The organism is Kribbella sp. WER1, assembly GCF_054189145.1.
In genome coordinates, this window is record NZ_CM135186.1 from 989,439 (window position 1) to 1,011,452 (window position 22,014).

Annotated in this window: 23 protein-coding genes; 6 read left to right on the plus strand and 17 right to left on the minus strand. The window is 69.5% G+C overall.

Annotated elements, in window-relative coordinates; all coding sequences use genetic code 11:
• Positions 1–359: 359 nt before the first annotated feature.
• The 3 genes from ACXJJ3_RS04920 to ACXJJ3_RS04930 form a co-directional block, all read right to left on the minus strand.
• The gene (locus tag ACXJJ3_RS04920; RefSeq protein ID WP_458168734.1) at positions 360–2,195 is read right to left on the minus strand and encodes a DUF222 domain-containing protein; all 1,836 of its coding nucleotides are present in this window, start codon (positions 2,193–2,195) and stop codon (positions 360–362) included.
• A 71-nt stretch (positions 2,196–2,266) separates the two neighbouring features.
• The gene (locus tag ACXJJ3_RS04925) at positions 2,267–3,850 is read right to left on the minus strand and encodes a DNA polymerase Y family protein (protein WP_458168735.1); all 1,584 of its coding nucleotides are present in this window, start codon (positions 3,848–3,850) and stop codon (positions 2,267–2,269) included.
• 88 nt (positions 3,851–3,938) lie between these two features.
• Complete coding sequence (locus tag ACXJJ3_RS04930; protein ID WP_458168736.1) at positions 3,939–4,802, minus strand: hypothetical protein; 864 nt, start codon at positions 4,800–4,802, stop codon at positions 3,939–3,941.
• A 573-nt stretch (positions 4,803–5,375) separates the two neighbouring features.
• Between ACXJJ3_RS04930 and ACXJJ3_RS04935 the strand changes: the two genes are divergently transcribed.
• Genes ACXJJ3_RS04935 through ACXJJ3_RS04945 form a run of 3 tightly spaced genes read left to right on the plus strand, consistent with a single transcriptional unit; the run spans position 5,376 to position 7,092 of the window.
• The gene (locus ACXJJ3_RS04935) at positions 5,376–5,897 is read left to right on the plus strand and encodes a hypothetical protein (RefSeq protein WP_458168737.1); all 522 of its coding nucleotides are present in this window, start codon (positions 5,376–5,378) and stop codon (positions 5,895–5,897) included.
• 5 nt (positions 5,898–5,902) lie between these two features.
• A complete protein-coding gene (locus ACXJJ3_RS04940) occupies positions 5,903–6,367 on the plus strand; it encodes a PPOX class F420-dependent oxidoreductase (protein WP_458168738.1) in 465 nt (154 codons plus the stop codon).
• Positions 6,367–7,092, plus strand: a complete 726-nt coding sequence (locus ACXJJ3_RS04945) for a PIG-L deacetylase family protein (protein WP_458168739.1) — start codon at positions 6,367–6,369, stop codon at positions 7,090–7,092. Before ACXJJ3_RS04940 ends, ACXJJ3_RS04945 begins: the two co-directional genes overlap by 1 nt.
• On the opposite strand, the gene ACXJJ3_RS04950 is transcribed toward ACXJJ3_RS04945, so the two are convergent.
• The 13 genes from ACXJJ3_RS04950 to ACXJJ3_RS05010 all read right to left on the minus strand — a co-directional run bounded on the left by ACXJJ3_RS04950 (position 7,058) and on the right by ACXJJ3_RS05010 (position 18,366).
• Positions 7,058–7,747, minus strand: a complete 690-nt coding sequence (locus tag ACXJJ3_RS04950) for a GntR family transcriptional regulator (protein ID WP_458168740.1) — start codon at positions 7,745–7,747, stop codon at positions 7,058–7,060. The genes ACXJJ3_RS04945 and ACXJJ3_RS04950 overlap by 35 nt on opposite strands.
• A 103-nt stretch (positions 7,748–7,850) precedes the next feature.
• Positions 7,851–8,795, minus strand: a complete 945-nt coding sequence (locus tag ACXJJ3_RS04955) for an alcohol dehydrogenase catalytic domain-containing protein (protein WP_458168741.1) — start codon at positions 8,793–8,795, stop codon at positions 7,851–7,853.
• A 64-nt stretch (positions 8,796–8,859) separates the two neighbouring features.
• The gene (locus ACXJJ3_RS04960) at positions 8,860–9,771 is read right to left on the minus strand and encodes an amidohydrolase family protein (protein WP_458168742.1); all 912 of its coding nucleotides are present in this window, start codon (positions 9,769–9,771) and stop codon (positions 8,860–8,862) included.
• 1 nt (position 9,772) lies between these two features.
• Positions 9,773–10,162, minus strand: coding sequence for a cupin domain-containing protein (locus ACXJJ3_RS04965; protein WP_458168743.1), 390 nt, complete (start codon positions 10,160–10,162; stop codon positions 9,773–9,775).
• A 115-nt stretch (positions 10,163–10,277) separates the two neighbouring features.
• Positions 10,278–11,837, minus strand: a complete 1,560-nt coding sequence (locus ACXJJ3_RS04970) for an FAD-dependent monooxygenase (protein WP_458168744.1) — start codon at positions 11,835–11,837, stop codon at positions 10,278–10,280.
• A gap of 16 nt (positions 11,838–11,853) precedes the next feature.
• Complete coding sequence (locus ACXJJ3_RS04975; protein WP_458168745.1) at positions 11,854–12,576, minus strand: SDR family NAD(P)-dependent oxidoreductase; 723 nt, start codon at positions 12,574–12,576, stop codon at positions 11,854–11,856.
• Positions 12,573–13,271, minus strand: coding sequence for a GntR family transcriptional regulator (locus ACXJJ3_RS04980; protein WP_458168746.1), 699 nt, complete (start codon positions 13,269–13,271; stop codon positions 12,573–12,575). The genes ACXJJ3_RS04975 and ACXJJ3_RS04980 overlap by 4 nt, the downstream gene beginning before the upstream one ends.
• Positions 13,268–14,101 (minus strand): fumarylacetoacetate hydrolase family protein, encoded by an 834-nt coding sequence (locus tag ACXJJ3_RS04985; RefSeq protein WP_458168747.1) that lies wholly within the window; start codon positions 14,099–14,101, stop codon positions 13,268–13,270. Before ACXJJ3_RS04985 ends, ACXJJ3_RS04980 begins: the two co-directional genes overlap by 4 nt.
• Before the next feature lie 39 nt (positions 14,102–14,140).
• Positions 14,141–14,536 (minus strand): RidA family protein, encoded by a 396-nt coding sequence (locus ACXJJ3_RS04990; RefSeq protein ID WP_458168748.1) that lies wholly within the window; start codon positions 14,534–14,536, stop codon positions 14,141–14,143.
• A complete protein-coding gene (locus tag ACXJJ3_RS04995) occupies positions 14,536–15,624 on the minus strand; it encodes an Ldh family oxidoreductase (RefSeq protein WP_458168749.1) in 1,089 nt (362 codons plus the stop codon). Before ACXJJ3_RS04995 ends, ACXJJ3_RS04990 begins: the two co-directional genes overlap by 1 nt.
• Before the next feature lie 115 nt (positions 15,625–15,739).
• Positions 15,740–16,519, minus strand: coding sequence for an ABC transporter permease (locus ACXJJ3_RS05000; RefSeq protein ID WP_458168750.1), 780 nt, complete (start codon positions 16,517–16,519; stop codon positions 15,740–15,742).
• The gene (locus ACXJJ3_RS05005) at positions 16,516–17,319 is read right to left on the minus strand and encodes an ABC transporter ATP-binding protein (protein WP_458168751.1); all 804 of its coding nucleotides are present in this window, start codon (positions 17,317–17,319) and stop codon (positions 16,516–16,518) included. The genes ACXJJ3_RS05000 and ACXJJ3_RS05005 overlap by 4 nt, the downstream gene beginning before the upstream one ends.
• Positions 17,320–17,340: 21 nt before the next feature.
• Entirely contained in the window at positions 17,341–18,366 is a 1,026-nt protein-coding gene (locus tag ACXJJ3_RS05010) for an ABC transporter substrate-binding protein (protein WP_458168752.1), read from the minus strand.
• Positions 18,367–18,727: 361 nt separating this feature from the next.
• Between ACXJJ3_RS05010 and ACXJJ3_RS05015 the strand changes: the two genes are divergently transcribed.
• Both ACXJJ3_RS05015 and ACXJJ3_RS05020 read left to right on the plus strand, forming a co-directional pair.
• The gene (locus tag ACXJJ3_RS05015; protein WP_458168753.1) at positions 18,728–20,020 is read left to right on the plus strand and encodes a sensor histidine kinase; all 1,293 of its coding nucleotides are present in this window, start codon (positions 18,728–18,730) and stop codon (positions 20,018–20,020) included.
• A gap of 1 nt (position 20,021) precedes the next feature.
• Positions 20,022–20,672: a response regulator gene (locus ACXJJ3_RS05020; protein ID WP_458168754.1), complete on the plus strand. Its 651-nt coding sequence runs from the start codon at positions 20,022–20,024 to the stop codon at positions 20,670–20,672.
• Here the strand turns inward: ACXJJ3_RS05020 and ACXJJ3_RS05025 are convergent.
• The gene (locus ACXJJ3_RS05025) at positions 20,669–21,217 is read right to left on the minus strand and encodes a MarR family winged helix-turn-helix transcriptional regulator (RefSeq protein WP_458168755.1); all 549 of its coding nucleotides are present in this window, start codon (positions 21,215–21,217) and stop codon (positions 20,669–20,671) included. The two genes, ACXJJ3_RS05020 and ACXJJ3_RS05025, sit on opposite strands and share 4 nt — an antisense overlap.
• Positions 21,218–21,341: 124 nt before the next feature.
• On the opposite strand from ACXJJ3_RS05025, the gene ACXJJ3_RS05030 reads away from it, so the two are divergent.
• A complete protein-coding gene (locus ACXJJ3_RS05030; protein WP_458168756.1) occupies positions 21,342–22,007 on the plus strand; it encodes an FMN-dependent NADH-azoreductase in 666 nt (221 codons plus the stop codon).
• Positions 22,008–22,014: the final 7 nt, after the last annotated feature.

The following is a 22,014-nucleotide window of genomic DNA, read 5'->3' on the forward strand; positions in this document are numbered from 1 at the left end:
AGGTGTCGGCCGGTGAGCGGGAGGTTGGATCCGCCCGCCCAGGCCAACCCAGCCGACGGCACGACGAAGCAGCAGCGCACGACGCGTGGGACGCGCGGCGGGTGGACGCGTGGGATGTGTGGGACGCGCGGCGGGTGGACGCGTGGGATGTGTGGGACGCGCGGCGGGTGGACGCGTGGGATGTGTGGGACGCGCGGCGGGTGGACGCGTGGGATGTGTGGGACGCGCGGCGGGTGGACGCGTGGGATGTGTGGGACGCGCGGCGGGTGGACGCGGAGCGCAGGAGTCAATCGGCGGGCAGGTCGGACCGCCGATTGACAGGTCGATCGGCGGTTGTCCGGCGGGTCGTCCGGCGGGCCTCAGATTGTCGCGAAGGACGGTGGGCCGATGTCGGCCTCGTCGGCGGAGCTTCTGTCCCAGACCGCGAATCGGGCGGCGTCGGCGTACGTAGCAGCGTCCGCACGCCACCGGCTACGCCGGACGGGAGCGAGGTGGATCGGCACGGGCTGAACTGGCTCGCGCCCGGGAACGTCTGGTGGAGGCGTGGTCTGCGCGTCCGGGGTCTCGTCTAGTACGGGTGGAGCGCCGGTCGCCCGGTGGCCTGCAGGTGGTGGGTCGGCCCAGGTGGGGCGGGCTACGTGGACCTCGCCGTGCGTGATCGTGATCGTCCAGCGGCCGTTGTGCAGGTCGGTGTGATGCCGGCGGCACAGCAGCGCGAGATTGTCGATCGCGGTTTCGCCTCCGTCGAGCCAGGAGACGAGGTGATGCGCATCGCACATGACCGGCGGCGCGCCGCAGACGACGCAGCCGCGATCGCGGGCGTTGAGGGCTCGGCGGATCGCTTTGGTGACCAGGCGCTCGGAACGCCCCACGTCGAGCGGTTCGGAGTTCGAACCCAGCACCAGGGGAATGACGTTCGCGTCACACGCCAACCGCCGGATCGTAGCCGCAGACAGCCCGTCGCCGTAGACAGTACGACCGACCGCGTCCGCCGCAGCTGCCTTCAAGTCCTGCAGGTCGATGGTGACGGTGATGTTCGCTTTCGCGCCGTAGCCAGGCACCCGCTCGCCCCGCCCGGAGCCCACACCCGCCGTACCCCGGGGCGCACTCGACCGGGTAGCCGACAGGTCGCCGACAGCCGCCGCATCCCCGCTAGCCGGTGAGTCGCCGGCAGCCAGCGCGTTGCCCGTACCCGGTGCGTTGCCCGTACCCGGTGCGTTGGCGGTAGCCGGTGTGTTGGCGGTAGCCGGTGTGTTGGCGGTAGCCGGAGTGTTGGCGGTACCCGGTGCGTTGGCGGTACCCGGTGCGTTGCCCGTACCCGGTGCGTTGGCGCTGGCCGGTGTGTTGCGGGTGGCTGGTGGGGTGGCTGTGTTGGTGTCCCAGGCGGTGGCGGCGATGGTTAGGGCGGCTGACAGGGCGTCGGCTTGGCGTTTGTCGCGGGAGCGGGGGTCCGGTTCGCCGTCGGTGGTTTTGTGGGGGCGGGCGCCGACGTGGATGACTGCGCGGAGGAGTTCGGCGTTCTCGTTCGCCAGATAGCCCTTGAACTTCACGCCTCGGTCGGCGGAGGTCAGGGTCAGAGTTTCGCGGGCTGCGGCCTTCTCTTCTTCGGGTGCGGGGCCGTCGGAGTCGAGCAGGTCGCAGACTTCCCGGAGGGCGGAGCGCAGTTCGGCCGGCGGCAGGTGGGCGGCCAGTCCGACGAACTGTTCCTCGACCACATCCAGATCCTCGACCGGCACCCGCGAACGCACCCGCTCCAATTCGGACACGATCACCGCCGCCTGCGCAGTACGCATCAGCCGCACACCCCACCCACCAGCGCCGGTCGCGCCGGTCGCGCCGACCGGGTTGGCCGCGCCACCCGCCCTGTCCGCGCCGTCCGCGTCCGTCGGGGTGGTGTTGGTGGGGAGGGGGATGCCGTTGGTCAGGGCGGTGGTTACGGCGTTGTATTTGGGGAGGGAGCGGGTGAGGCGGACGTCGCGCCAGACTTCGGTGCGGTCTCGGCGGTAGCGTTTGGCGACCAGGTCGACGGCGTCGCGGGCGCCTAGTTCTTCGGCGTATCCGGTGGTCTCGATGCGGGCTATCAGTTGCAGGCGGAGCTCTTCGAGATGGTTGATCTCGGCATCGATCGCGTCGAAGGCAGGCAGGATCTCGGCGTCGCTCAGCGATCCCACTGGTCGCCCGTCGAGAACATCCATGCCCACCACAATACCTTTCACTTCGGATAGTTCAAAGCCAGAATCCCTTATTTTTAAGGGGATTTGATCGGTCAGTCGTACGTTGCCTGGGCGCGCCAGCTGTTCTGGGTGAGGGTGAAGAGCCATGCGCGGGTGTCCGCCGTCTGGAACTGGAAGCGGGCCTGGCGGGACTCGGTGGCCGGGTCCCACCAGCGCTCGGTGGTCAGCCATGGGCCGGCCCACGCGCTGATCGGATGGATCTTGTTGCTGTCGGCAACTTGAACGCCGGTGCCGTGGGACGGGCGCAGCGTGAACGCGGCGGGGGCGCCGGACAGTTCGCCGCGGGCGGTGACCGAGACCAGGGTGCCGTCGGCGGCGAACACCTTCGCGGGGATCGGCTCCGGGAAGATCGTCGTCGGCGCCAGGGTCGGCCAGCGCTTCGGGTCCGCGCCGGTGATCGCGCCCGGCCACGGCTGGTCCGGCGGCCGGGCCGGTACTGCCGGGTCGCCCCACGGCACCAGCGTCTGCCGTTCCGCGAACCCGCGTCCGCCGCCGATCACCACCGACACCACCGCGCCGTGCCCGAGCATGCTCTGCACCCGCGACAACGCCCGGTGGATCCGCTCGTCCGGCCCGCCGCCCCACAGCCCGTCCGCATGCGTGCCGACCGGATCTGCCTGGCCGGGAATCAGCCGCACCCGGATCACCGGTGACGTCAGCTCGCTGGTCGCCGTACCGCTGCCCTGCAGTTGCCAGCGGACCCGGTCGACCACATCGGCCGCGGTGAACCAGCGCGGATGTAGCCACTCCCGTTCGTGGACCCGCCCGGACTCGGTGCCGACCTCGACCCGCAGCGTCGTACACACCAGGCCGAGTTCGGTCAGCCGGACCACCAGTTCGTCGGCGATCGACCGGACCGCGAACGCGACCTGGTCGACCCGGTCCACGGCCGGCTCGAAGTCGAGCGTCCGGGTGAGCTCCGGCGGGATCTCCCGGCCGGTCACCGGGCGGTCGTCGGCGCCGCGCGCGAGTCGGTGCGCGAACGCGCCGTCCGGGCCGAAGCGTGTCAGTACTTCGGTCCTCGACAGCTCTGCGAACGCACCCAGTGACCGCAATCCCAGACGGCGCAGCAGATCGGTGAGCGTCGGCTGCTCGAGCAGGTCGACCGACAGCGGCGCGAGGAACTCCGGCGAACCACCCGGCGGTACTACGTGCACCCGGGTCCGCGTGGAGCTTGCCCGGGCGGCCTGCTCCGCGGCGAACGGGCCGTCTGCGATCCCGATCCGGCTGCCCTGTACGTCGTACGTCTCCAGCCGGTCGAGGAGCTTCTCCGCAGCCGCCTCCTCACCGCCGTAGAACCGCGCCGGGCCGCGCGCCTTCAACGCGCACATCCCCGGGCGGATCACCTGCACGCCGGGCGTGATCGCCTCCAGGCAGGAGATCACCGGATCGAACGCGCGGGCGTCGAGCACCGCGTCGTACTTCAGCACCACCAGCTCCGGACACCGCGACTGCGCATCCCGCGCCCGCTGCCCACGACGCACCCCCTCGGCCCGCGCGGCCGCGGACGTGGCGAGCACCTTGCCCTTCTCCAGCACGGCAATCGGCTCCTCCGGCGCCCGCCCACTCGCCCCCGCAGCCGCCACCACCGGCCAGTCCGGCACCCAAACCACCATCGATCGAGTCAGCCCTTGCCCGCTCATCGCCTACCACCGCACAGCTGCCGACCAGCCGCCATCGAACGGGGCAAGCTCTTTCTGGTCATCAGCCCACCGCCTCGATCTGGTCGGGCCACTCGGCTATGAGGGTTGGCTTTTCTCGTCGCGTGCGACGGGGTTCTGCGTGTTGGGGTGTGCGGGTTGTTTCCGGCCAGTTGGTCGTGGGGGTTTCTGCGGCGGGTTCGACGGGGCGGATCTCGCCGTTCGGGGAGGGGAGCCAGAGGTGGTGTTTGTGGGTGTGGACGGCAGCGCGTTTGCCGGAGACGGTGACGGTTGCCTGGCGGGCGGTGAGGAGGCCTTCTCCCTCGCCGAGGCCGGACCAGGTGCTGCTCTCGATCTCGAAGCGGGCCTCGCTGCCGGGCCAGGAACCGTACGCGATCAGCATCGCGCCGCGGGTCCGTAGCCGGGCTGCCAGACGGGAGGCCTCTCCTGGTGTCACTTCACCCGGTGGGCGTACGACGACGACCGTCAGCGCGTCGACGAGCGCGGCGACTACGCTGAGCCATTCACGGCCAGGGTCCGGTACTAGTACCAGCCGCTCGAGATCTACGCCGAGCCCGCGTGCTGCCTCCGCGCCGAACGACGGCACTCCGACGACACCACACCAGGCTCCGTCCGCGGACGGTCCCGCCATCAACGCCATCACCAGTGCACCGCTCCCCCGCACCGAGTACGCCGAGCCGCCGCGCAGGGCAGCACCCGCGAGCAACTCCCGCACCGCGGGATGCGTCGGCAGGTCCCGCTCCACGCCGGCCGTGTCCAACGCCTGCTGAACCCGCGCAATGTTCGACGCCCGCTGCAACCGCGACGCGTCCGACGCCTGCTGAACCCGCGGCGCGTCCGGCGTCCGCTGGAACCGCGCTACGTCCGACGCCTGCTGAACCCGCGCCGCGTCCGACGTCCGCTGCATACGCGACGCGTCCGATAGCCGCTGGACCCGTGTTGCGTCGGGCGCTTGCAGGACACGCGCTGTGTCCGGTGCGGGTTGCATGCACGCCCTGTCCGGTGCCTGCCGTATCCATGCCCTGTCCGATGCCTGCCGTACTCGTGCGGTGTCTGGTACCTGCTGGGCTCGCGTCGGCGAAAGCATCCGTCGGCCGCCGATCGTGGTGAGCGGCTCCCCCGCGCTGGGATCGGGGTGGTGGATGAGGTCTGGGTCGAAGCTTGCGACGGTTGCCAGCCGGACCGGTTCGTCGGGCAGGTGGTCGTCAGGTGGGGAGTCCTCCGGGACGCAACCGAAGGCGGAGTCGGCGGGTGATTGCTGGTGGGGCTGTTGGGGGTGGTCTGTGATGGCGGTTACATGGTTTGTGGGGCGGGCGGCGGCTTTTTGGGATTTGGCTTGGGCCAGGAGGGCGCGGGCGTGGTCGAGGGGTGTTGCTCGACTCTGTGGTGCCGCGGTCCCCGTCATACACCCATGTTCGAACACCTGTTCGAACAAGTCAATCCGGTCGTCCACAGCTCCGAAGGGCTTTATAGTCCGGGGATGCGACGTGTCGATCACCCTCGGTTCTTGGGTGCTGTGCGGCAGGTCGAGGACAGTATCGATGCTGCCTGGGACAGTTTCCGGGTCGCGGCTGGGGTGACGCCGGAGGATGCGGCGGAGCTGGCTGAGGTTGTGTTGCAGGACACGTCCGAGTTCGACTGGCGGGTGGTGGACGGGGCGTTGAAGCAGCTTGTCTGTCCCGATTGTGGGGCGCAGCTCGGGGCGGGGGTGCTTGGTTGTACGAGTTGCGATCTGGCGAACGGGTTCCGGTTCGCGGCGCGGGAGACGGATCGGCCCGGCGTACCGCCTGGGAACGAGCATGCGATCCGGGTGTCGTCGGCTGTCGCCCGCACCCGTCACCGGTATACGCCGCGGGCTCGCGCGGGCTACGAGCTGCTGTTGCCTGACCTGCTCGAGGGGCACCTGCCCAGTACTGCGCAGGCTCAGCGTGCCAAGCACCAGATCAACCAACTCACCGACGACGAGCTGGAATGCCTCCTCAGCCCGGCGGACTTAGGGTAAGAGGCATGCCTAGGACAATTGCCACCAACACGAAGGTCGAGCTGGACGGGCTGCTGGAGTTCGTTCGGCCGCGGCACCACATGTTGCTGTTGACGACGCGAGCGGACGGGAGCGTGCAGGCGTCGCCGGTGTCCGGCGGGGTGGACGAGCAGGGGCGGATCGTCATCTCGTCGTACCCGGAGCGGGCGAAGAGCACGAATGTGAAGCGGTCCGGTACGGCGAGTGTGGTCGTGCTGTCCGACGAGTGGAACGGCGCCTGGGTGCAGGTGGACGGTCGCGGCGAGGTGATCGAGCTGCCGGACGCGGTGGAGCCGCTGGTCGACTACTTCCGGGCGATCTCCGGTGAGCACCCGGACTGGGACGAGTACCGGGAGGCGATGGTGAAGCAGGGCAAGTGCCTGATCCGGATCACCCCGGAGCGCTGGAGCCCGGTCGCGACGGGCGGTTTCCCCGCCCGGCTGGCCGACTGATGCCTACTGCCCTGGTTGTCCACGCCCATCCCGACGACGAGGTGTTCGCGACCGGCGCGGCCACGTCGGTCCTGAGCGAGCAGGGCTGGAACGTCGTACTGCGGGTCGCCACGGCCGGCATGCACGGCGCGTCCGACCACGTCAGCGCGTCCTGCGAGCTGCTAGGGATCGCCGAGTGGGACTGGCTGGGCCAACAGGACCAGTGGATCGACGACGGCGGCCTCAACAGCGCACGCACCCTGGCAGCTGCCAACCAGGAGGACGTGGTCGCGGCCATCCAAGCAGCCGCCGACAAGCTCCAGCCGGAGCTCATCCTCACTGTGGGCAGTGACGGGCTGACCGGCCACCCGGACCACATCGCCATCTCGCGAGCAGTCCAACGCATCCAGTGCCATGCACTTGGAGCACGCCTCAGAGCGCAAGACGTCCGTGCAGGCGAGCAACTGGTCCAGCAGCTGGCCCCTGGCGAGCAAGTGGGCTCAGGGCACGTCAAAGGCTGCGACCTGCCACTGCAAGAGTTCAGCGGAGCATCAGAGGAGCGCAGACGGCAGGCCTTGGACGCGTACTACGACGGCCTCGGCAGCAAGCCGCTCGCGGAGCTCATCACGACCCACCGCGCCAGCAGCGACGGCCTGCTGCTGCGGGCGGTGTTCGACGCGACCGGCTGGCAGCAGGACCGGTTCGAGGTGCTCACTGCTTCGAGCGACGTTCCATCGTCTCGGTGATGCGCTGCATGGCCCCTTCGAGGTGCTGCCGCAGCGCCGCCTCGGCGCCTTCCTCGTCGTGGGCCAGGCAGGCGTCGAGGATGGCCTGGTGCTCGCGCCGGGTCTGCTCGATCCGGGCCTTGGTCCGCCGGGACCCGAACCGGTAGCGCTCGCTGTTCTGCCAAACCGGCTCGATCGCCCGCGGCAGCCACCGCGAGCCGCCGGCCCGGTAGATCGAGAAGTGGAACTCGGTGTGCGCCTGCCGGGAGGCGATGTTGTCGCCGAGCTTCGACAGCCGGACGTGCTCGGCCAGCGCCTTGCGGGCCGCGGCCGCGTCCGCGTCGGAGAACCGGGTGGCGGCCGCGCGGACCGCCAGCGACTCCAGCGACAGCCGGGTCTGATGGGTGTCGCGCAGGTCCTCCATGGACAGCTCGCGGACCCAGGCGCCCTTGTGCGGGACGATCTCGACCAGCCCGAGCGCGGCCATCCGCCGGAGCCCTTCGCGGATCGGCATCTGGCTCATGTCCAGGCGCTTGGCGAGCTCCTCGAGCCGGAGCGCCGTACCGCTGGGCAGCTCGCCGGACAGAATGAGCTCGTGCAGCTCGGCGGCGGCTTCCTCGGCGAGCGTACGGCGCCCGGTCGGTCCCCCAGGTGTGAGCTCGAGTCGTCGGATCATCAGTAGCGGGCGCCTCTCTCCTGTTCAGCTCTGGAGGTACGGTAGCCGCCGACCGGGTTTCTGGCGCCCTTCGACGGCCGATTGCCCAGCAATCACAAGTGGTCTAGCCCACCGAGAGCCCGGTCAGATCCAGCAGTACCCGGCCCGCAGACCGCTCCAGTACGTCGCTGACCCGGTCCGCCGGGACGACCTCGTAGTCCGCTCGCCACGGTACCGCCGCGATGTCCGCGAGCGCCTGACCGACCGCGTCCGGGGCCAGCGTCGTGCGCTGCAGGTTCACCGGCAGCAGTCGCAGGTCCCGGCCGATCAGCTGGTGCAGGTCGATCGTGGTGAACTCGCCGGCCTTGTACCCGAGTACGGCGATCCGCCCGCCCGGCGACACGTTGCCGAGCACCCCGCCGGTCACCGGGCCGCCCATGGTGTCGACGACCGCGTCGCACCACGGCAGCTCCCGGCCGACCTGTCCCAGCCCGTCAACGCGGACGATCTGGTCGACCAGCGCACCAACGCTGTCCGCGGCGTCGTCCAACGACACCAGCCCGATCACCTTGGCCGCTCCGGCCGCCCGTGCGATCGCGGCACACATCCGCCCGATCAGCCCGGTCACACCGGTGACCAAGACGGTCTCACCCTCCTTTACATCGGCCACCCGGCGTACGGCGGTGTGTGCCGTCAACGCGGGCGTCAGCAACGCCAACGCGGCAGCCGGCTCCAGCGACGACGGCAACGCGTGTACGGCGGCGTTGGGTACGACGGCATACCGCCCCCACACGCCCTGCCGCGTCACGCCGACACCCTCGCCGCGAACCACGACAGTCGCGCCGGCTGCCGCCACGTCCGAGCTCAGCACCACACCGGCGCCTTCCGAGCCCGGAACGAACGGCGTACCCGGTTGTTTGCCCGCCAGCGTCGACCGGTCCACCGGAGTGACCGCGGCCAGCCGCATCTCCACCAACGTCTCACCAGGACCGACGGCCAGCTCGACCTCGTCGGCCTTCAACTGCTCCCCCGGTCCATGACTGTGCAGCACAGTCCCCCGTGTACTCACGCCTCTACCCCGTTCCCCACGATTTGATATCTGATCACAACCACGACCAGACCGTAGAACTGTCTCACTCCGCGGAGACCTCCACAACGAGCGGCCGGGTGAGTACCTCGACCGCCGCGGCCTGCTCCGTCGCCCGCGGACCGGACACCTCGTCGCTGCCCATCGGGAACGGCCAGTCGCTTCCGGCCAGCACCCGCTCGGCACCGAACGTCTTCGTCAGCAGCTCCAGTACGGCGGCGTCGTGCACCAGATCGTCCACGTAGAACCGGCGCAGCGCCTCGGCCACCGGCAGGGACACCGGTTCGATCCCCGGCCGGTCCTGGTCGATCCCGCGCTGCCACCGGCCGGCAACGGCCGCCGTCACACCACCCCCATGACACAGACAGAACCGGATCCCCGGAAACCGCCCCGGCACGTCCGCGAAGACGAGCCAAGCCGCCGCCACTCCGGTTTCGTACGGATTCCCCAACAGGTTCGACAGGTAAAACGAATCAAGCCGCTGGTCGTCACTGGCACCGGGGTGAATCAGCGTGAACGCCCCGACCGCGTCCAGCACCTGCCACACCGGATCCAGCCCCGCATAGCTCGGCGTACCGAGGGCGAAGCCGCTGAACACGCCCTCGCTCGCCAGCCCGGCAGCAATGCGCGGCGCGGACGGATCGAGCAGGGGCAGGTGTGCCAGCACCCGTAGCTGCGGTGTGGCGAGCTCCCGGAGCCCCTGGTTCACCAGCTCGGCCCACTCGGCTCCTGCGTCGTACCGGAACAGAGGCGGGGGTACTGACACCACAGCGCCGTCCAGGTCCTGCTCGGTGACCCAACGCAGCAGGGCTGCCGGGTCAGCGAGCCGCCGGAGCGGCAGGCGGTGTCCGTCGACGACGAGCGAGCCGTTGTCGACGGACAGCCCGAACTCACCGCGATGCGCCGCGGCCAGCACGGTCGGCGGGATCAGGTGGGTGTGGACGTCCCAGCCGGCCATCTCAGCGGGCGTCCTCGTCGTTGTCGTAGAAGTCCGGACGCTCCGGGTAGTGCGGACCGTCGTACACCTCGAGCAGCACCGAGGTCTCCTCGGCCCGTGTCGGCCCGTGCACGACGCCTTTCGGGTTCCAGTAGAAGCTGCCCTTGGTGAGAGTGGTCCCGGTAGGCAGGTACACGTACTTGCCGGACAGGCAGAACATGAACTGGTTCGAGGCGTGCTTGTGCTCCGAAGGGATACCGGAGCCCTTCTCGAAACGCACCAGGGCGATCGACGCCTCGGTCTCCGGATCCCGCCAGAGCATCTTGTGGGACAAGCCGTCCAGCGACTTCTCCACCCACTCCAGGTCGTCCGTCTGCAGCAGGATCTCCCGCAACGGTTCGTCCATGGTCATGGGGCCTCCTGGTCTGGACTGAGGAGCGGCGGGAGCGAAGCGACTAGAGCGACGAGGGAAGACCAGGAGCAACAGCCCCATGGCTCGCGCGCCGGAGGCGCGCATCCAATACAGCTCACGGCACCTCCCGGCCGGTTACGTGCTTGTACAGGTCTTCTGCCACACCGGTACCCATCGGGGCAACAGCGGCGATGTGGCCGTCCGGGCGGATCAGTACGACGCTCTCCGCCGGTACGCCGTACCTGTTGGTGGCCACGCTTCCCGGGTCGAACAGTGCCCGGTCGCGCAGGCCGGAGTCGTGCGGCGCGTCCCAGCGGGACACCGCGTAGTGCTGCAACGCCGGCGACCCGTTCTCGGGGATAGAAGGCCGTCGCCGTACGTCGGTGAAGTACAGCGCCACGAACGAGTCCTTGCAGAGGTCGTGGATCGTCGTACGCCCCGTAGGACTCTGCAGCACCAGGTCCGGCGCCCTGTCGCCCGCACGGACCGCCGGCGGCGCCGCGGACGTGGCCACCATCGACCAGTCGCCCACACCCTCCACGTCGAGCCGTACGCTCAACAACGTCCGGTTGTACGCCGTGGCCCACGCGCCGGTGTTCTCCGTGACAGCACCGCGCTGGAACGACATGTACTTCCGGGCAGCCTCGGCCATCTCGCCCGAGCCCTCGATCGCCACCGGGCGCTGCTCCTGCTCATAGCCGTCCAACAGCGACGGCGAAGCCCAGCCGCGCAGTACCCAGGCCAGCCGCCACGGCAGGTTGGACGCGTCCAGCGCACCCGTGTTCAGCCCGAGCGCCCACATCGGCGTGATCAGGTGCGCGGCGTCGCCCATCAGGAAGACCTTGCGATCCACGGTCCACTGCTCCGCGACCCGGTGGTGCACGTTGTACACGACCGAGCCCATCAGCTCGATCCGGTCCACCTCGCCGATGAACTGCTTCACCTTCACCAGCAGGTCCTCGTCGTCCGGCGCGTCGGCGCCCGGCGTCAGCGGGAACAGGAACCGCCAGTTGTCGGGCTGCCGGATCAGCACCATCCACTCGGACTTGTCCGCGAAGTACGCGAGGTACGGGTAGTCGCGGGCGTTGTCGACGTCCAGGTCCACCACGACGTCGATCAGCATGTACCGCTCGGGCAGGGTCTCCCCTACGACCTTCACGCCGAGCGCGTCCCGGACCCGGGACCGGCCGCCGTCACAGGCCAGCAGGTGCGATGCCTCCAGCTCCTGCGGACCGTCCGGCGTCTCCAGTTGCAGTACGACGCGGTCGTCGCGGATCTCGAACGACGTCATCCGGTGCTGCGTCCGGACCGGCTCGGTCAACGCCGCCGCCAGCAAAGGCTCCATCTTCTGCTGCGGCAGGTTGATCACGAACGGGAACTGGGTGTCGTTGACCAGCTCGGCCAGCTGTACGGAGGCGCGCGGCGTGTTGGTGGCCCGGTCGATGTCGCCGATCTCGTCGATCCGCAGCGCGGCGCCGAGGATCCGGTCGACCGCGCCGTACCGGTTCCAGATCTCCAGCGTCCGGCTGAGCGTCGTACCGGCCTTGGTGTCGGAGGAGAGCGTGGCGTCCTCCTCCAGCAGCACGTACGGGATGCCGTAGTGCTGCAGACCGAGCGCGGTGGTCAGACCGATCGGTCCGGCTCCTACTACGGCGACAGGAAGCTGTTCAGTCACAGATCACTCCAGACCGTCAGAGAAAGCTCTTGAGCTTGGCAAAGGCACGTTCTCGTGTCAGTACCGACCCGGTCATCGCGGCCGCGTCGGAGAGCAGGAACAGCAACGGGCCGACCACGTCTTCGGGGCCGCCGATACCTATGGTGTCCTGCCAGTGCTCCCGGTCCGCACCGACGTTCGCTCCCCGGAACTGCTCGGTGTCGATCACGCCCGGCGAGACCACGTTCACCCGGACCCGGTCCGCGGCCACCTCGCCCGCAAGCGTCTTGGCGAACGCCACCAGCGCCGCCTTGCTCGCCGCGTACGCCGCCGCGCCCGGGTACCCGCTCGACGCCATCCCGGACGTGAAGACCACCACCGAGCCCGCCCGACGCTCGACCATGTGCGGTACGACGGCCTGACACGCCCAGACGACACCGTCCAGGTTTACCTGCAACGTCCTGGTCCATTCGGCTGCGTCCAGCTCCAGCACCGACGACCGAGGCTGTACGGCCGCACCGGCCACCAGCCCGTCGATCCGCCCGTACTGTTCCTGCACACCGGCAACAGCCGCGAAGACCGCCTCCCGGTCCGCCACGTCGACCTCAACAAAAGCCACACCCTCAGGCGGTGCGGTGACGTCCAAGACGACCGCCGTACCGCCTGCAGCGTTCACAGCCTTCGCCAGCGCTGCACCGATGCCCTGGGCGCCGCCGGTGATCAGTACGACCTCACCGGTGGCGTCGAAGCGTGCCTTCATGGCGTGTCCTTCTGCTTCGACGTCATGGTCTCGGTGATCCGCTGGAACGCCCCGGCCAGGTGGCTGCGCAGCGCCTGCTCGGCTGCGTCCGGATCACGCGCCACACACGCGTCCAGGATCGCCTGGTGCTCCTGACGGCTCTTCTCGATCAGGAACGCCGTAGGGCGACTCCCGAACCTATAACGCTCGCTGTTCTGCCACACCGGCTCGATAGCGCGCGGCAACCACTGCGAGCCGCTGGCACGGTAGATCGTGAAGTGGAAGTCCGCATGCGCGTCACGAGCCCCCGCGGAGTCCTCAGCACGCGACAACCGCAAGTGCTCCGCCAGTGCGGCCGCTGCCTTCGACAGGTCCTCTTCCGAGAACCGGGCAGCAGCCGCCCGTACGGCGAGACTCTCCAACGCCAGCCGGGTCTCGTGCGTGTCCCGCAGATCCGACAGCGACAGGTCGCGGACCCACGCGCCGCGGTGCGGGATGATCTCCACCAGCCCCAGCGCCTCCAGCCGGCGCAGCCCTTCACGTACGGGCATCTGGCTCATCTCCAGCCGGCTGGCCAGTTCCACCAGGCGCAACGGCGTACCGCTGGGCAGCTCGCCGGACAGGATCAGCTGGTGCAGCTCGGCAGCCGCGTGCTCGGCGAGCGTACGGCGACCGCCCTTGCCGCCACCGGGCAGCAGCTCCAACGGGCCGCTCATCCGCGGGACACCTTGTTGCGCAGCTCCCCCAGCTTGTCGGAACGGGTGACGACCACGTCGCCCTCCTGCAGGAACACCTGCGGCTCGCGGGCGTTGCCGATGCCGGCCGGCGTACCGGTGAGCAGCAGGTCACCCGGGCGCAGCGTCATCCCGAAGGACAGCTCGCTGATCAGCGTGGCGACGTCGAACGCCATCTGCCGCGTCGACGCGTCCTGCCGTACCTCGCCGTTCACCAGGCACTGCAAGTGGATGTCCTGCGGGTCGCCCAGCTCGTCGGCGGTGACGATCCACGGGCCGAGCGGCATCGTGTCGTCGATGCTCTTGCCCTTCAGCCACTGCCCGCCGTGCGCCCGCTGCAGGTCCCGCTGCGACACGTCGTTCGCGAGCGTGTAGCCCCAGACGTGGTCGAGCGCCTCGTCGGCAGGGATGTTCTTGCCGGTCTTCCCGATCACCAGCGCGACCTCGGCCTCGTAGTCCCACTTGGCGGAGATCGCCGGGTCCCAGGCGATGTCGTCGTACGGGCCGATCACCACGTCCGGGCCCTTGGTGAAGAACGTCGGATGCTTCGGGCGGTCGACGTCCTGGCCCTCGCGCTTGCCCTTGCTCTCCTCGAAGTGGTCCCAGTAGTTCCACCCGGTGCACAGGATGTCCCGCCGAAAACGTCGCAGCGGCGCCCGCAAATCCGCTTCCCGATAAGGGATCTCGCCGACAACAACAGGCTGGGCGCCGATCACCTCGGTCAGATCCGTTGCATCAAGCAACTTTACGGAGTCCTCCGAGAGCACGCCGGGGACAATCGCCCCGGCGTGCTCGACCATCACATATCTCATCTCAGGTCCACTCGACGCCGCGCACAACATCACCCCCGGTCATGAGACCACCGCGATCGCGCTGATCTCGATCAGATAGTCAGGATTGGCGAGCTTGTTGACCTCGACCATGGTCGAAGCCGGCAAGGGTTCCTCGAAGTACTGCGCCCGGATCTCGTGGATCTTGGCGAAGTCCTCCATGTTGCGGACATACACGTCGACCCGGCAGACGTCCGCGAGCGTGCCGCCGGCGGCCTCGACCGCCGCCTTCACGTTCTCGCACACCTGCCTGGTCTGCTCCCGGACGTCCCCGACGCCGGCGATGCTGCCGTCCGGCGTGCGTGCGGTCATCCCGGAGACGAACACCAGCCGCCCGGTCGCCTCGACCGTCGTGGCCTGCGAGAACACCCCGTTCGGGCTCCGCAGCGCAGCGGTGGAAACCTGTGTCTTCGGCATCAGTTCAGTACCCCTCCTGCCGGTACGACGGCGCCGACCGCACGCGCGGCGGCCAGCAGCCCGTCGAGTCCCGACCTCTCGATCAGTACGCCGTTGCGCCGCTGTTGCGCGGCGCGCTCGGCCTCTATCTCCCCCGGCACGTACAGCCGGTTCACGCCGGGCGCGGTCGCGCTCCCCCGGACCCGGGCGGCCAGCCCGGACGACCGGCGCTTGAAGTCCTCGACGCCGCCCATCAGTTCCGGGTCGATCGCCAGGAACAGGTGCGCGCAGTCGTTCGGCCGGTCCGGCTCGCGGTACAGCGGGCGGACCTCGTCGCCCCAGCCGCCGCCGCTGAGGACGCCGGTGAGTACGTCGATCATCAGCGCCAGCCCGAAGCCCTTGTGACCCGCGGCCGGCAGCAGCATGCCCAGGACGGCCTCGTCGGGGTCGGTGGTCGGCGTACCGTCGCGGTCGGTCGCCCAGCTGTCCGGGATCGTCCGCCCGGCCGACGCGGCCAGCCGGATCTTGCCCAGGGCAACGGCGGACAACGCCATGTCCAGCACGATCTCGACACCGGCCGTCGTCGGTACGGCGATCGCCAGCGGATTGTTGCCGACCAGTCGTTCCGCCCCGCCGGGCGCGGGCATCAGCGGGGTCGTGTTCGACATCGCGATACCGATACACCCCGCTTCGCCGGCCTGCATCGCCCAGCGGCTCGCGGCGCCGAAATGGTGGGCGTTGCGGACCGACACGATGCCGATCCCGTACCGCCCGGCGCGCTCGACCGCGTGCGCCATCGCCTGCGGGCTGGACAACTGCCCCATCCCACCGCGGGCGTCGGCCACCATCGCGGCACCGGCGTCGAACAGTACGTCGAGCTCGCGCTCCCGGGTGACCCCGCCGGCGTTCAGCCGTTCGACGTACATCGGGACCAGCATCACGCCGTGCGAGCTGACGCCGCGCAGATCCGCCTCGACCAGCGCCGACGCGATGTCGCCGGCGTCGGCGGACTCGAAGCCGAGCGCGGTGAACACCGCCACCACCGTGGCCTCGAGCCACTCCGGCCGAACCAGGACGCGACGGTCGGCGTCCGACGCCTGCGCGGTCATCGGGCCTCCCGGTCTGGACTGAGGAGCGGAGGGAGCGAAGCGACCGGAGCGACGAGGGAAGACCGGGAGCAAAAGCCCGATGACCCGTCGCGACGGAGTCGCGACATCAGTACCGTCATCGCTTCTCCTTGGCCCACGGGAGCAGGACGTGCTCGAGCAGGGCCAGGCCGTAGAAGAGCAGCACGCTCATCAGGCTGAGCAGGGTGATCGCGGCGAACGCCAGCGTGGTGTCGGCGCTCGCGCCGGACTGCTGGATGACATATCCGAGCCCCTTGGTGGCACCAACGAACTCGGAGATCACCGAACCGATCACCGCGAGCGAGATCGCGACCTTGAACCCGGTGAAGATCTGCGGCATCGCGTACCGCAGCCGGAGCTTGAAGAACTCCTGCGCGCGGCTGGCGTTCAGCGACCGCATCAGCTCGACCAGCTCGGTCGGGGTCGACTTCATCCCCTCCGCGGTCGAGATCACGATCGGGAAGAAGCACAGCAGCAGCACCATGACGACCTTCGGCCACTGCCCGAAGCCCATCCAGATCACCAGCAGCGGCGCCACCGCCACCTTCGGGATCGCGTTCACCATCAGCAGCAGCGGGTACACCAGCCGCTCGAGGATCACCGAGCGCACGATCACCAGCGCGATCGGTACGCCGATCACGATCGCCAGCAGGAAGCCCTCGACGGTCTCCAGCAGCGACGTACCGGTCTCGGACAGCAGCTGCCCGGGCTGCTCGAAGAACTTCTGCACCACGGCGCCGGGCGTCGGCAGCAGGAACGGCTCGATCGCGAACACGATCGTCGCGCCCCACCACAGCCCGATCGCGGCCAGCAGGCCGATGATCGGCAGCAGCACGGCCGCCGCCGGGGAGGTGGTCAGCCAGGACCTGCGCTTCACGATCGCACCTCGTCCACCGGGCGCGCCGGTGTGCCGGCGGCTTCCTTCTCGGCGAGCAGCGCGTGCAGCCGGCCGCTGATCTCCGCGACCTCGGTGAGGTGCGCGTTCTGACCGAGACTGCGTGGCCGCGGGATGCCGATCTCGACGACCTCCCGCATCCGGCCCGGCCGCGGCGTCAGCACGACCACCCGGTCGGCGAGCACGACGGCCTCCTCGATCGAGTGCGTGACGAACACGATCGTGGTGGACAGCTCCATCTTGATCCGCTGCAGCTCCTCGGACAGCTCGGTCCGGGTGAGCGCGTCGAGCGCGGAGAAGGGCTCGTCCATCAGCATCACCTGCGGGTCCCGGATCAGCGACCGGCACAGCGACACCCGTTGCTGCATGCCGCCGGACAGCTCGTGCGGCAACCGCCGTTCGAACCCCTGCAGGCCGACCAGCTCGAGCAGCTCGTGGGCCCGGTTCAGGTACGCCGACTTGGTGCCGGCGCCCTTGTCGATCTCGACCGGCAGCATCACGTTCGACAGCACGGACCGCCACGGCAGCAGCGCCGGCCGCTGGAACATGAACGAGACGTCCCGGCGGGGTCCGGTGACGGGTTCCCCCGCCACCTGGACCGCACCGGACGTCGGCGGCAACAGTCCCGCGATCAGCCGGAGCAGCGTGGACTTGCCACAGCCGGACCGGCCGATCAACGTGACGAACTCGCCGCCGCGAACGTGCAGGTCGATCTCCTCCAGGGCGGTCACCCGGCCCTCACGTCCGTCGAAGACCTGCCCTACACCGTCCAGGCGAATCATCCGGTTCCAGTACTCCTTACGTCAGCTCTTCGGCGCCAGGCTCATCGTGACGATGTCGTCGGGCTTGATCGAGCCCTTGCCGATCGCGCCGGCGTCCTCGAGCTGCGAGATGATCTTCTGCACCCGCTCCTGCGTGACATCGCCGAGCGGTCCGTTGAAGCCGTCCGGCTTCACGTACTTCTTCATGATCTCGAGTTCCTTGGTGGCAACGTCCAGATCGGTGTTCGGCACGTACTTCTTCAGGATCGCGGCCGCCCCGGCCGGGTCGTTCACGGTGTCCTGCAGGCCCTTCAGCAGGGCGTTGGTGAACTTCTTCACCTGGTCCGGGTGGTCCTTGGCCAGGTCCGACCGGGTGATGATCGTGTTCCCGTACAGCTCCGGAAGCTTGTCGCCGTACGGCAGCGTGATGACCTTGCGGTGCTTGCCGTCGGCCTTCGCGATCAGCGGCTCACCGACCACGAACTGGCCGATGCCCTGCACCTTGCCGGACGCCAGCAGGGCCGGCAGCCCGGGCGGCGGCGACGGCAGGAACGTGACCGACTTCGGGTCGATCCCGACCGCCTTGGCATAGACCGGGAACATCACCGTGTTGGTGGAGCCCGGCTGGTCGCCGATGGTCTTGTTCGGCAGGTCCTGCGGGCCGTTGATGCCCAGGCCCTCCAGCGACATGATCGCCGCCATCGACCGCTGGTGGATCATGCCCACCGAGGTGACCGGCAGCTTCTGCTTGGCGAGCGTGATCGCGAACGCGGTGAAGTCACCGATGCCGTAGTCGGCCTGACCGCCGGCCACCAGCTTCATCACGTCGACGGTGCCGCTGCCAGGGCTGATCTTGACGTCGAAACCGGCGTCCTTGAAGTAGCCCTTCTCCAGCGCGACATACGCGTACGCCTCGCGACCGAAGGTGTTGAACGACGTCAGGTAGCTGACTTTCTGCAGACCACCGTCGCCACCGCCCGACGCCTTGTCGTCACCGCCGCCGCACGCACTCACCACGGCGAGCCCCAGGACCGCCATCAGGGCGATGACGGAACGCCTCAACCTCATATCGACCTCTCTCGTCCCGATATTTGATCAAACATCAAATGCAGAAAGGTGGTCAATCGGTCCGCGGGGACTTCACGGGGACTTAACGTCCGTCGCACCGGGTCCTCGCATCCTGCCGGCCACCCGTTCCTGGAGCTCCCCCATGCCTTTCCGTAACCGGACGGGCACCCGCCCCGACCACAGACCGTACCTGCCTCGGCAGCAGATCGCGACGCCCGCGAGGGCCGAACCCGGTGCCATTGCGTCAAATTTGCGTAAACCCTCAACTTCCTGAGTGACCCGCCCCACGTCGGGGCCGATTTTCGCCGTGCTCACTCCGGGGAGGGAGGTGGCGCTCCCCCGGCTTTGACACGATGTCATCGTGAGAACGACGGCGCGGGCGGTCTGGCGGGCGATCGGTTGCCTGTGGCGTCCGTCGACGTACCTGCGCTGGGTCTACCTGTTGCTCGGCGCCGCGCTGGTGCTGGCGTTCATCCTGGTCGACAGCGCGCTCGGTGCCGTGGTCTCCGATCTCGGGCTGCCGAAAGTTGCCACCGGCATCCTCTACGTGGTGCTCGGACTGGTGCCGCCGTTGCTGCTCGGGCTGCTGCCCGCGGTCCGCGAGGTCGAGGGCATCGCGGTCGAGTCGTTGCTCGCGGTGCGCTTCGAGGAACGGCCACTCGGCCCGGCGCGGACCTGGGCGCAGCGTCGCCGGACGACGGCCTGGTTCTGCCTGCACCTGCTGGCCGGCGGCATGATCGGCATTCTCAGCACGATCGTGTTCGGCCTCGGCGCGGTCTGGCTGAGCGCCCCGTTCCGCTCCACCGGCCGGCACGACATCATGCCGGGCCTGTCGTACATCGTGCGCGGCAACTGGACCGATGTGTGGATGCCTGCGGCCGCGATCGGCGGGCTGGCCGGGCTGTTCCTGCTGTCCGCCGCCGTCGGCGCCTTGCTGGCGTACGTCGCGCCGCGCGTGCTCGGCCCGACCGCCGCCGAACGCATCGAGCTGCTCGAGCAACAAACCGCGACGCTTGCCGAGCGCAACCGTCTCGCGCGCGAGCTGCACGACAGTGTCGGACACGCACTCAGTCTGGTCACCATCCAGGCGGCCGCCGCGCGCCGGGTGCTGGCCAGCGACCCGGAGTTCGCCGAGACCGCGCTGGCCGCGATGGAAACGTCCGCGCGGGCCGCGCTCGCGGACCTCGACCACGTCCTCGGGCTGCTCCGCGACGACCGCCGCCCCGGGTCCCGTACGGCGCCCCAGGCAACGCTCAGCGGACTCGGCCGGCTGGTCGAGGCGACCCGGGCGGGCGGGATCACGGTCGAGGTCGAGCACCGCGGCGAGCTGGAGCGGCTGCCCGCGGCGGTCTCCCGGGAGGCGTACCGGATCGTCCAGGAGGGCCTGACCAACGCGATCCGGCACGCAGGCCGCCCGGCCGGCGAACTCACCGTCCAGCTGAGGATCTGCCTGGACGCTTCCGGGCTCGAGCTGATCGTGGCGAACCCGGTCAGCGGCCGGTCCGACCACTCCGGCGGCGGCCGCGGCCTCGCCGGGATCCGTGAAAGAGTCGCCGTACTGCGCGGCACCGTCGACGCCGGACCGGTCAGCCGCCCCGACGGCCCGGGCTGGCAACTGGCCGTCCGGCTGCCGGTGAACGTGACGAAGGGATGACATGAACCTGTCCGTGGTCGTGGTCGACGACGAGCCGCTGATCCGTAGCGGACTGCGTGCGATCATCAACGCCGAGGAGGACCTCACGGTCGTCGGCGAGGCCGGCGACGGCGCCGAGGTGCTGCCGCTGGTCCGCCGTACCGGCGCCGACGTCGTGCTGATGGACGTCCGGATGCCTGCGGTCGACGGCATCCAGGCGACCCGGCTGCTGCTGGACAGCCTCGACCCGGCGCCGCGGGTACTGGTCGTCACCACGTTCGAGAACGACGACTACGTGTACGACGCGCTGCGCGCCGGCGCCTCCGGGTTCCTGCTCAAGCGGACGCCGCCGGACGACATCATCGCGGCGATCCGGACCGTCGCGCGCAGCGAGTCGCTGCTGTTCCCGGAGGCGATCCGCGCGCTGGCGCTCGCGCACGCGGGGGCACCGGCGCCCAGCGGGCTCGACGAGTACCAGCTGACCGAGCGTGAGCAGGAGGTCCTGCGGCTGATGGCGCGCGGGCTGTCGAACGCCGAGATCGCGGCCGAGCTGATCCTCGGCTTGCAGACCGTCAAGACGCACGTCGCGAACGTGCTCTCCAAGCTCAACGCCCGGGACCGGACGCAGGCCGTGATCCGCGCCTACGAATCAGGCTTCGTCCCGCTCCACTAGGTCTGCGCGGGGTCGTCCGCCTCGGCCAGCGTGCAGGCGTTGTGCAGCGGGTCGATCGCGTTCGCCTTCATCGCAAGACGCTGCAGCAGCATCCGGAAGTTGGCGCGCTCGGCGTCGTCGAGGATGCCGAGCACGTGATCCTCGGTCGCGCGCAGCCGCCGCTCGAGGTCGCACATGACCTCGTGGCCCTGCTCGGTCGGCGCGATCAGCCGCGCTCGCCGGTCGGCCGGATCCGGGCGGCGCTGCACCAGGCCGGCCTTCTCCAGGTCGTCCAGCAGGTACGTCATCACGGTCCGGTCGACGCCTAGCTGCGCGGCCAGGTCGAGCTGCCGCTTCGGCCCCTCGGAGCTGGTCATGGCCAGCACCTGATACCCGCGCGGCCCGCCCGGCAGACCCTCCAGGGCCGCCGCGGACGCCTTCGCGTACTGCCGGAAGACCACGCCCAGCGCCCAGCCGAGATCGGCCTCCACGGGCGCACCACCGGCGCTCTGGGGCTCGATCCCGCGCGCTCCGCGGGCGGCGACGTCAGCCGGAGTACTGGACATGCCCCCATCCTACGTGGCGTACGCCACCCGGAATACGATCTGACTTGAATATGTTCTGCTTCACAGATTATCTTCGGAACAGCTCAACCGGAGCTCCCCCTCAACTCGATGGAGACAGACAGATATGAGCACCCTGCTTCGCGTCGACGCCAGCGTCCGGCTGGACGGTTCGGTGTCCCGCGCGCTGGCGGACAGCGCCGAGGCCGCGTGGAAGGCAGAGCACCCCGACGGTGTCGTCGTCCGGCGTGACCTCGGTCAGCACCCGCTCCCGTCGACCCTGTGGCCGACCCTGGTCGCCGGCCAGCTCGGCCAGGAGCCGCCCGCCGACGCCGACCGGCTGCCGCTCGCGGGCGCCCAGGCCGTCGCGGCCGACCTGTCCGCGGAGGTCCGCAACGCCGACGCGATCCTGCTCGCCGTCCCGCTGTACAACTACGGCATCGCCCAGAACCTCAAGTCCTGGATCGACGTCCTGCTGATCGACCGCGACCTGTCCGGCAGCGGTCAGCTGAACGGCCGCCCGGCGATCTTCGCGCTGGCCCGTGGCGGCGGCTACGGCCCCGGTACGCCGAAGCACGGCTGGGACCACGCCACGCCGTACCTCGAGCGCATCTTCGGTGACGTCTTCGGCATGACCATCCGCACCGCCGCCGCGGAACTCACCCTGGCCCCGGTCACGCCGGGCATGGAGGAGCTGATCGACGCCTCCAAGGTCTCCGAGTCCGAGGCCCACGTCGAGGCCGACAAGCACGGCACCGTTGTCGCCCGCGAACTGATCGGCAACGCCGCCTGAGCCGCCC

Coding starts and splice junctions, on each gene's coding strand:
- ACXJJ3_RS04920 (WP_458168734.1), bottom strand. CDS start 2,195: ATGGATGTTCTCGACGGGCGACCAGTGGGATCGCTGAGCGACGCCGAG.
- ACXJJ3_RS04925 (WP_458168735.1), bottom strand. CDS start 3,850: ATGGTGGTTTGGGTGCCGGACTGGCCGGTGGTGGCGGCTGCGGGGGCG.
- ACXJJ3_RS04930 (WP_458168736.1), bottom strand. CDS start 4,802: ATGCAGCGGACGTCGGACGCGGCGCGGGTTCAGCAGGCGTCGGACGTA.
- ACXJJ3_RS04935 (WP_458168737.1), top strand. CDS start 5,376: ATGCGACGTGTCGATCACCCTCGGTTCTTGGGTGCTGTGCGGCAGGTC.
- ACXJJ3_RS04940 (WP_458168738.1), top strand. CDS start 5,903: ATGCCTAGGACAATTGCCACCAACACGAAGGTCGAGCTGGACGGGCTG.
- ACXJJ3_RS04945 (WP_458168739.1), top strand. CDS start 6,367: ATGCCTACTGCCCTGGTTGTCCACGCCCATCCCGACGACGAGGTGTTC.
- ACXJJ3_RS04950 (WP_458168740.1), bottom strand. CDS start 7,747: ATGATCCGACGACTCGAGCTCACACCTGGGGGACCGACCGGGCGCCGT.
- ACXJJ3_RS04960 (WP_458168742.1), bottom strand. CDS start 9,771: ATGGCCGGCTGGGACGTCCACACCCACCTGATCCCGCCGACCGTGCTG.
- ACXJJ3_RS04965 (WP_458168743.1), bottom strand. CDS start 10,162: ATGACCATGGACGAACCGTTGCGGGAGATCCTGCTGCAGACGGACGAC.
- ACXJJ3_RS04975 (WP_458168745.1), bottom strand. CDS start 12,576: ATGAAGGCACGCTTCGACGCCACCGGTGAGGTCGTACTGATCACCGGC.
- ACXJJ3_RS04980 (WP_458168746.1), bottom strand. CDS start 13,271: ATGAGCGGCCCGTTGGAGCTGCTGCCCGGTGGCGGCAAGGGCGGTCGC.
- ACXJJ3_RS04985 (WP_458168747.1), bottom strand. CDS start 14,101: ATGAGATATGTGATGGTCGAGCACGCCGGGGCGATTGTCCCCGGCGTG.
- ACXJJ3_RS04990 (WP_458168748.1), bottom strand. CDS start 14,536: ATGCCGAAGACACAGGTTTCCACCGCTGCGCTGCGGAGCCCGAACGGG.
- ACXJJ3_RS04995 (WP_458168749.1), bottom strand. CDS start 15,624: ATGACCGCGCAGGCGTCGGACGCCGACCGTCGCGTCCTGGTTCGGCCG.
- ACXJJ3_RS05005 (WP_458168751.1), bottom strand. CDS start 17,319: ATGATTCGCCTGGACGGTGTAGGGCAGGTCTTCGACGGACGTGAGGGC.
- ACXJJ3_RS05010 (WP_458168752.1), bottom strand. CDS start 18,366: ATGAGGTTGAGGCGTTCCGTCATCGCCCTGATGGCGGTCCTGGGGCTC.
- ACXJJ3_RS05020 (WP_458168754.1), top strand. CDS start 20,022: ATGAACCTGTCCGTGGTCGTGGTCGACGACGAGCCGCTGATCCGTAGC.
- ACXJJ3_RS05025 (WP_458168755.1), bottom strand. CDS start 21,217: ATGTCCAGTACTCCGGCTGACGTCGCCGCCCGCGGAGCGCGCGGGATC.
- ACXJJ3_RS05030 (WP_458168756.1), top strand. CDS start 21,342: ATGAGCACCCTGCTTCGCGTCGACGCCAGCGTCCGGCTGGACGGTTCG.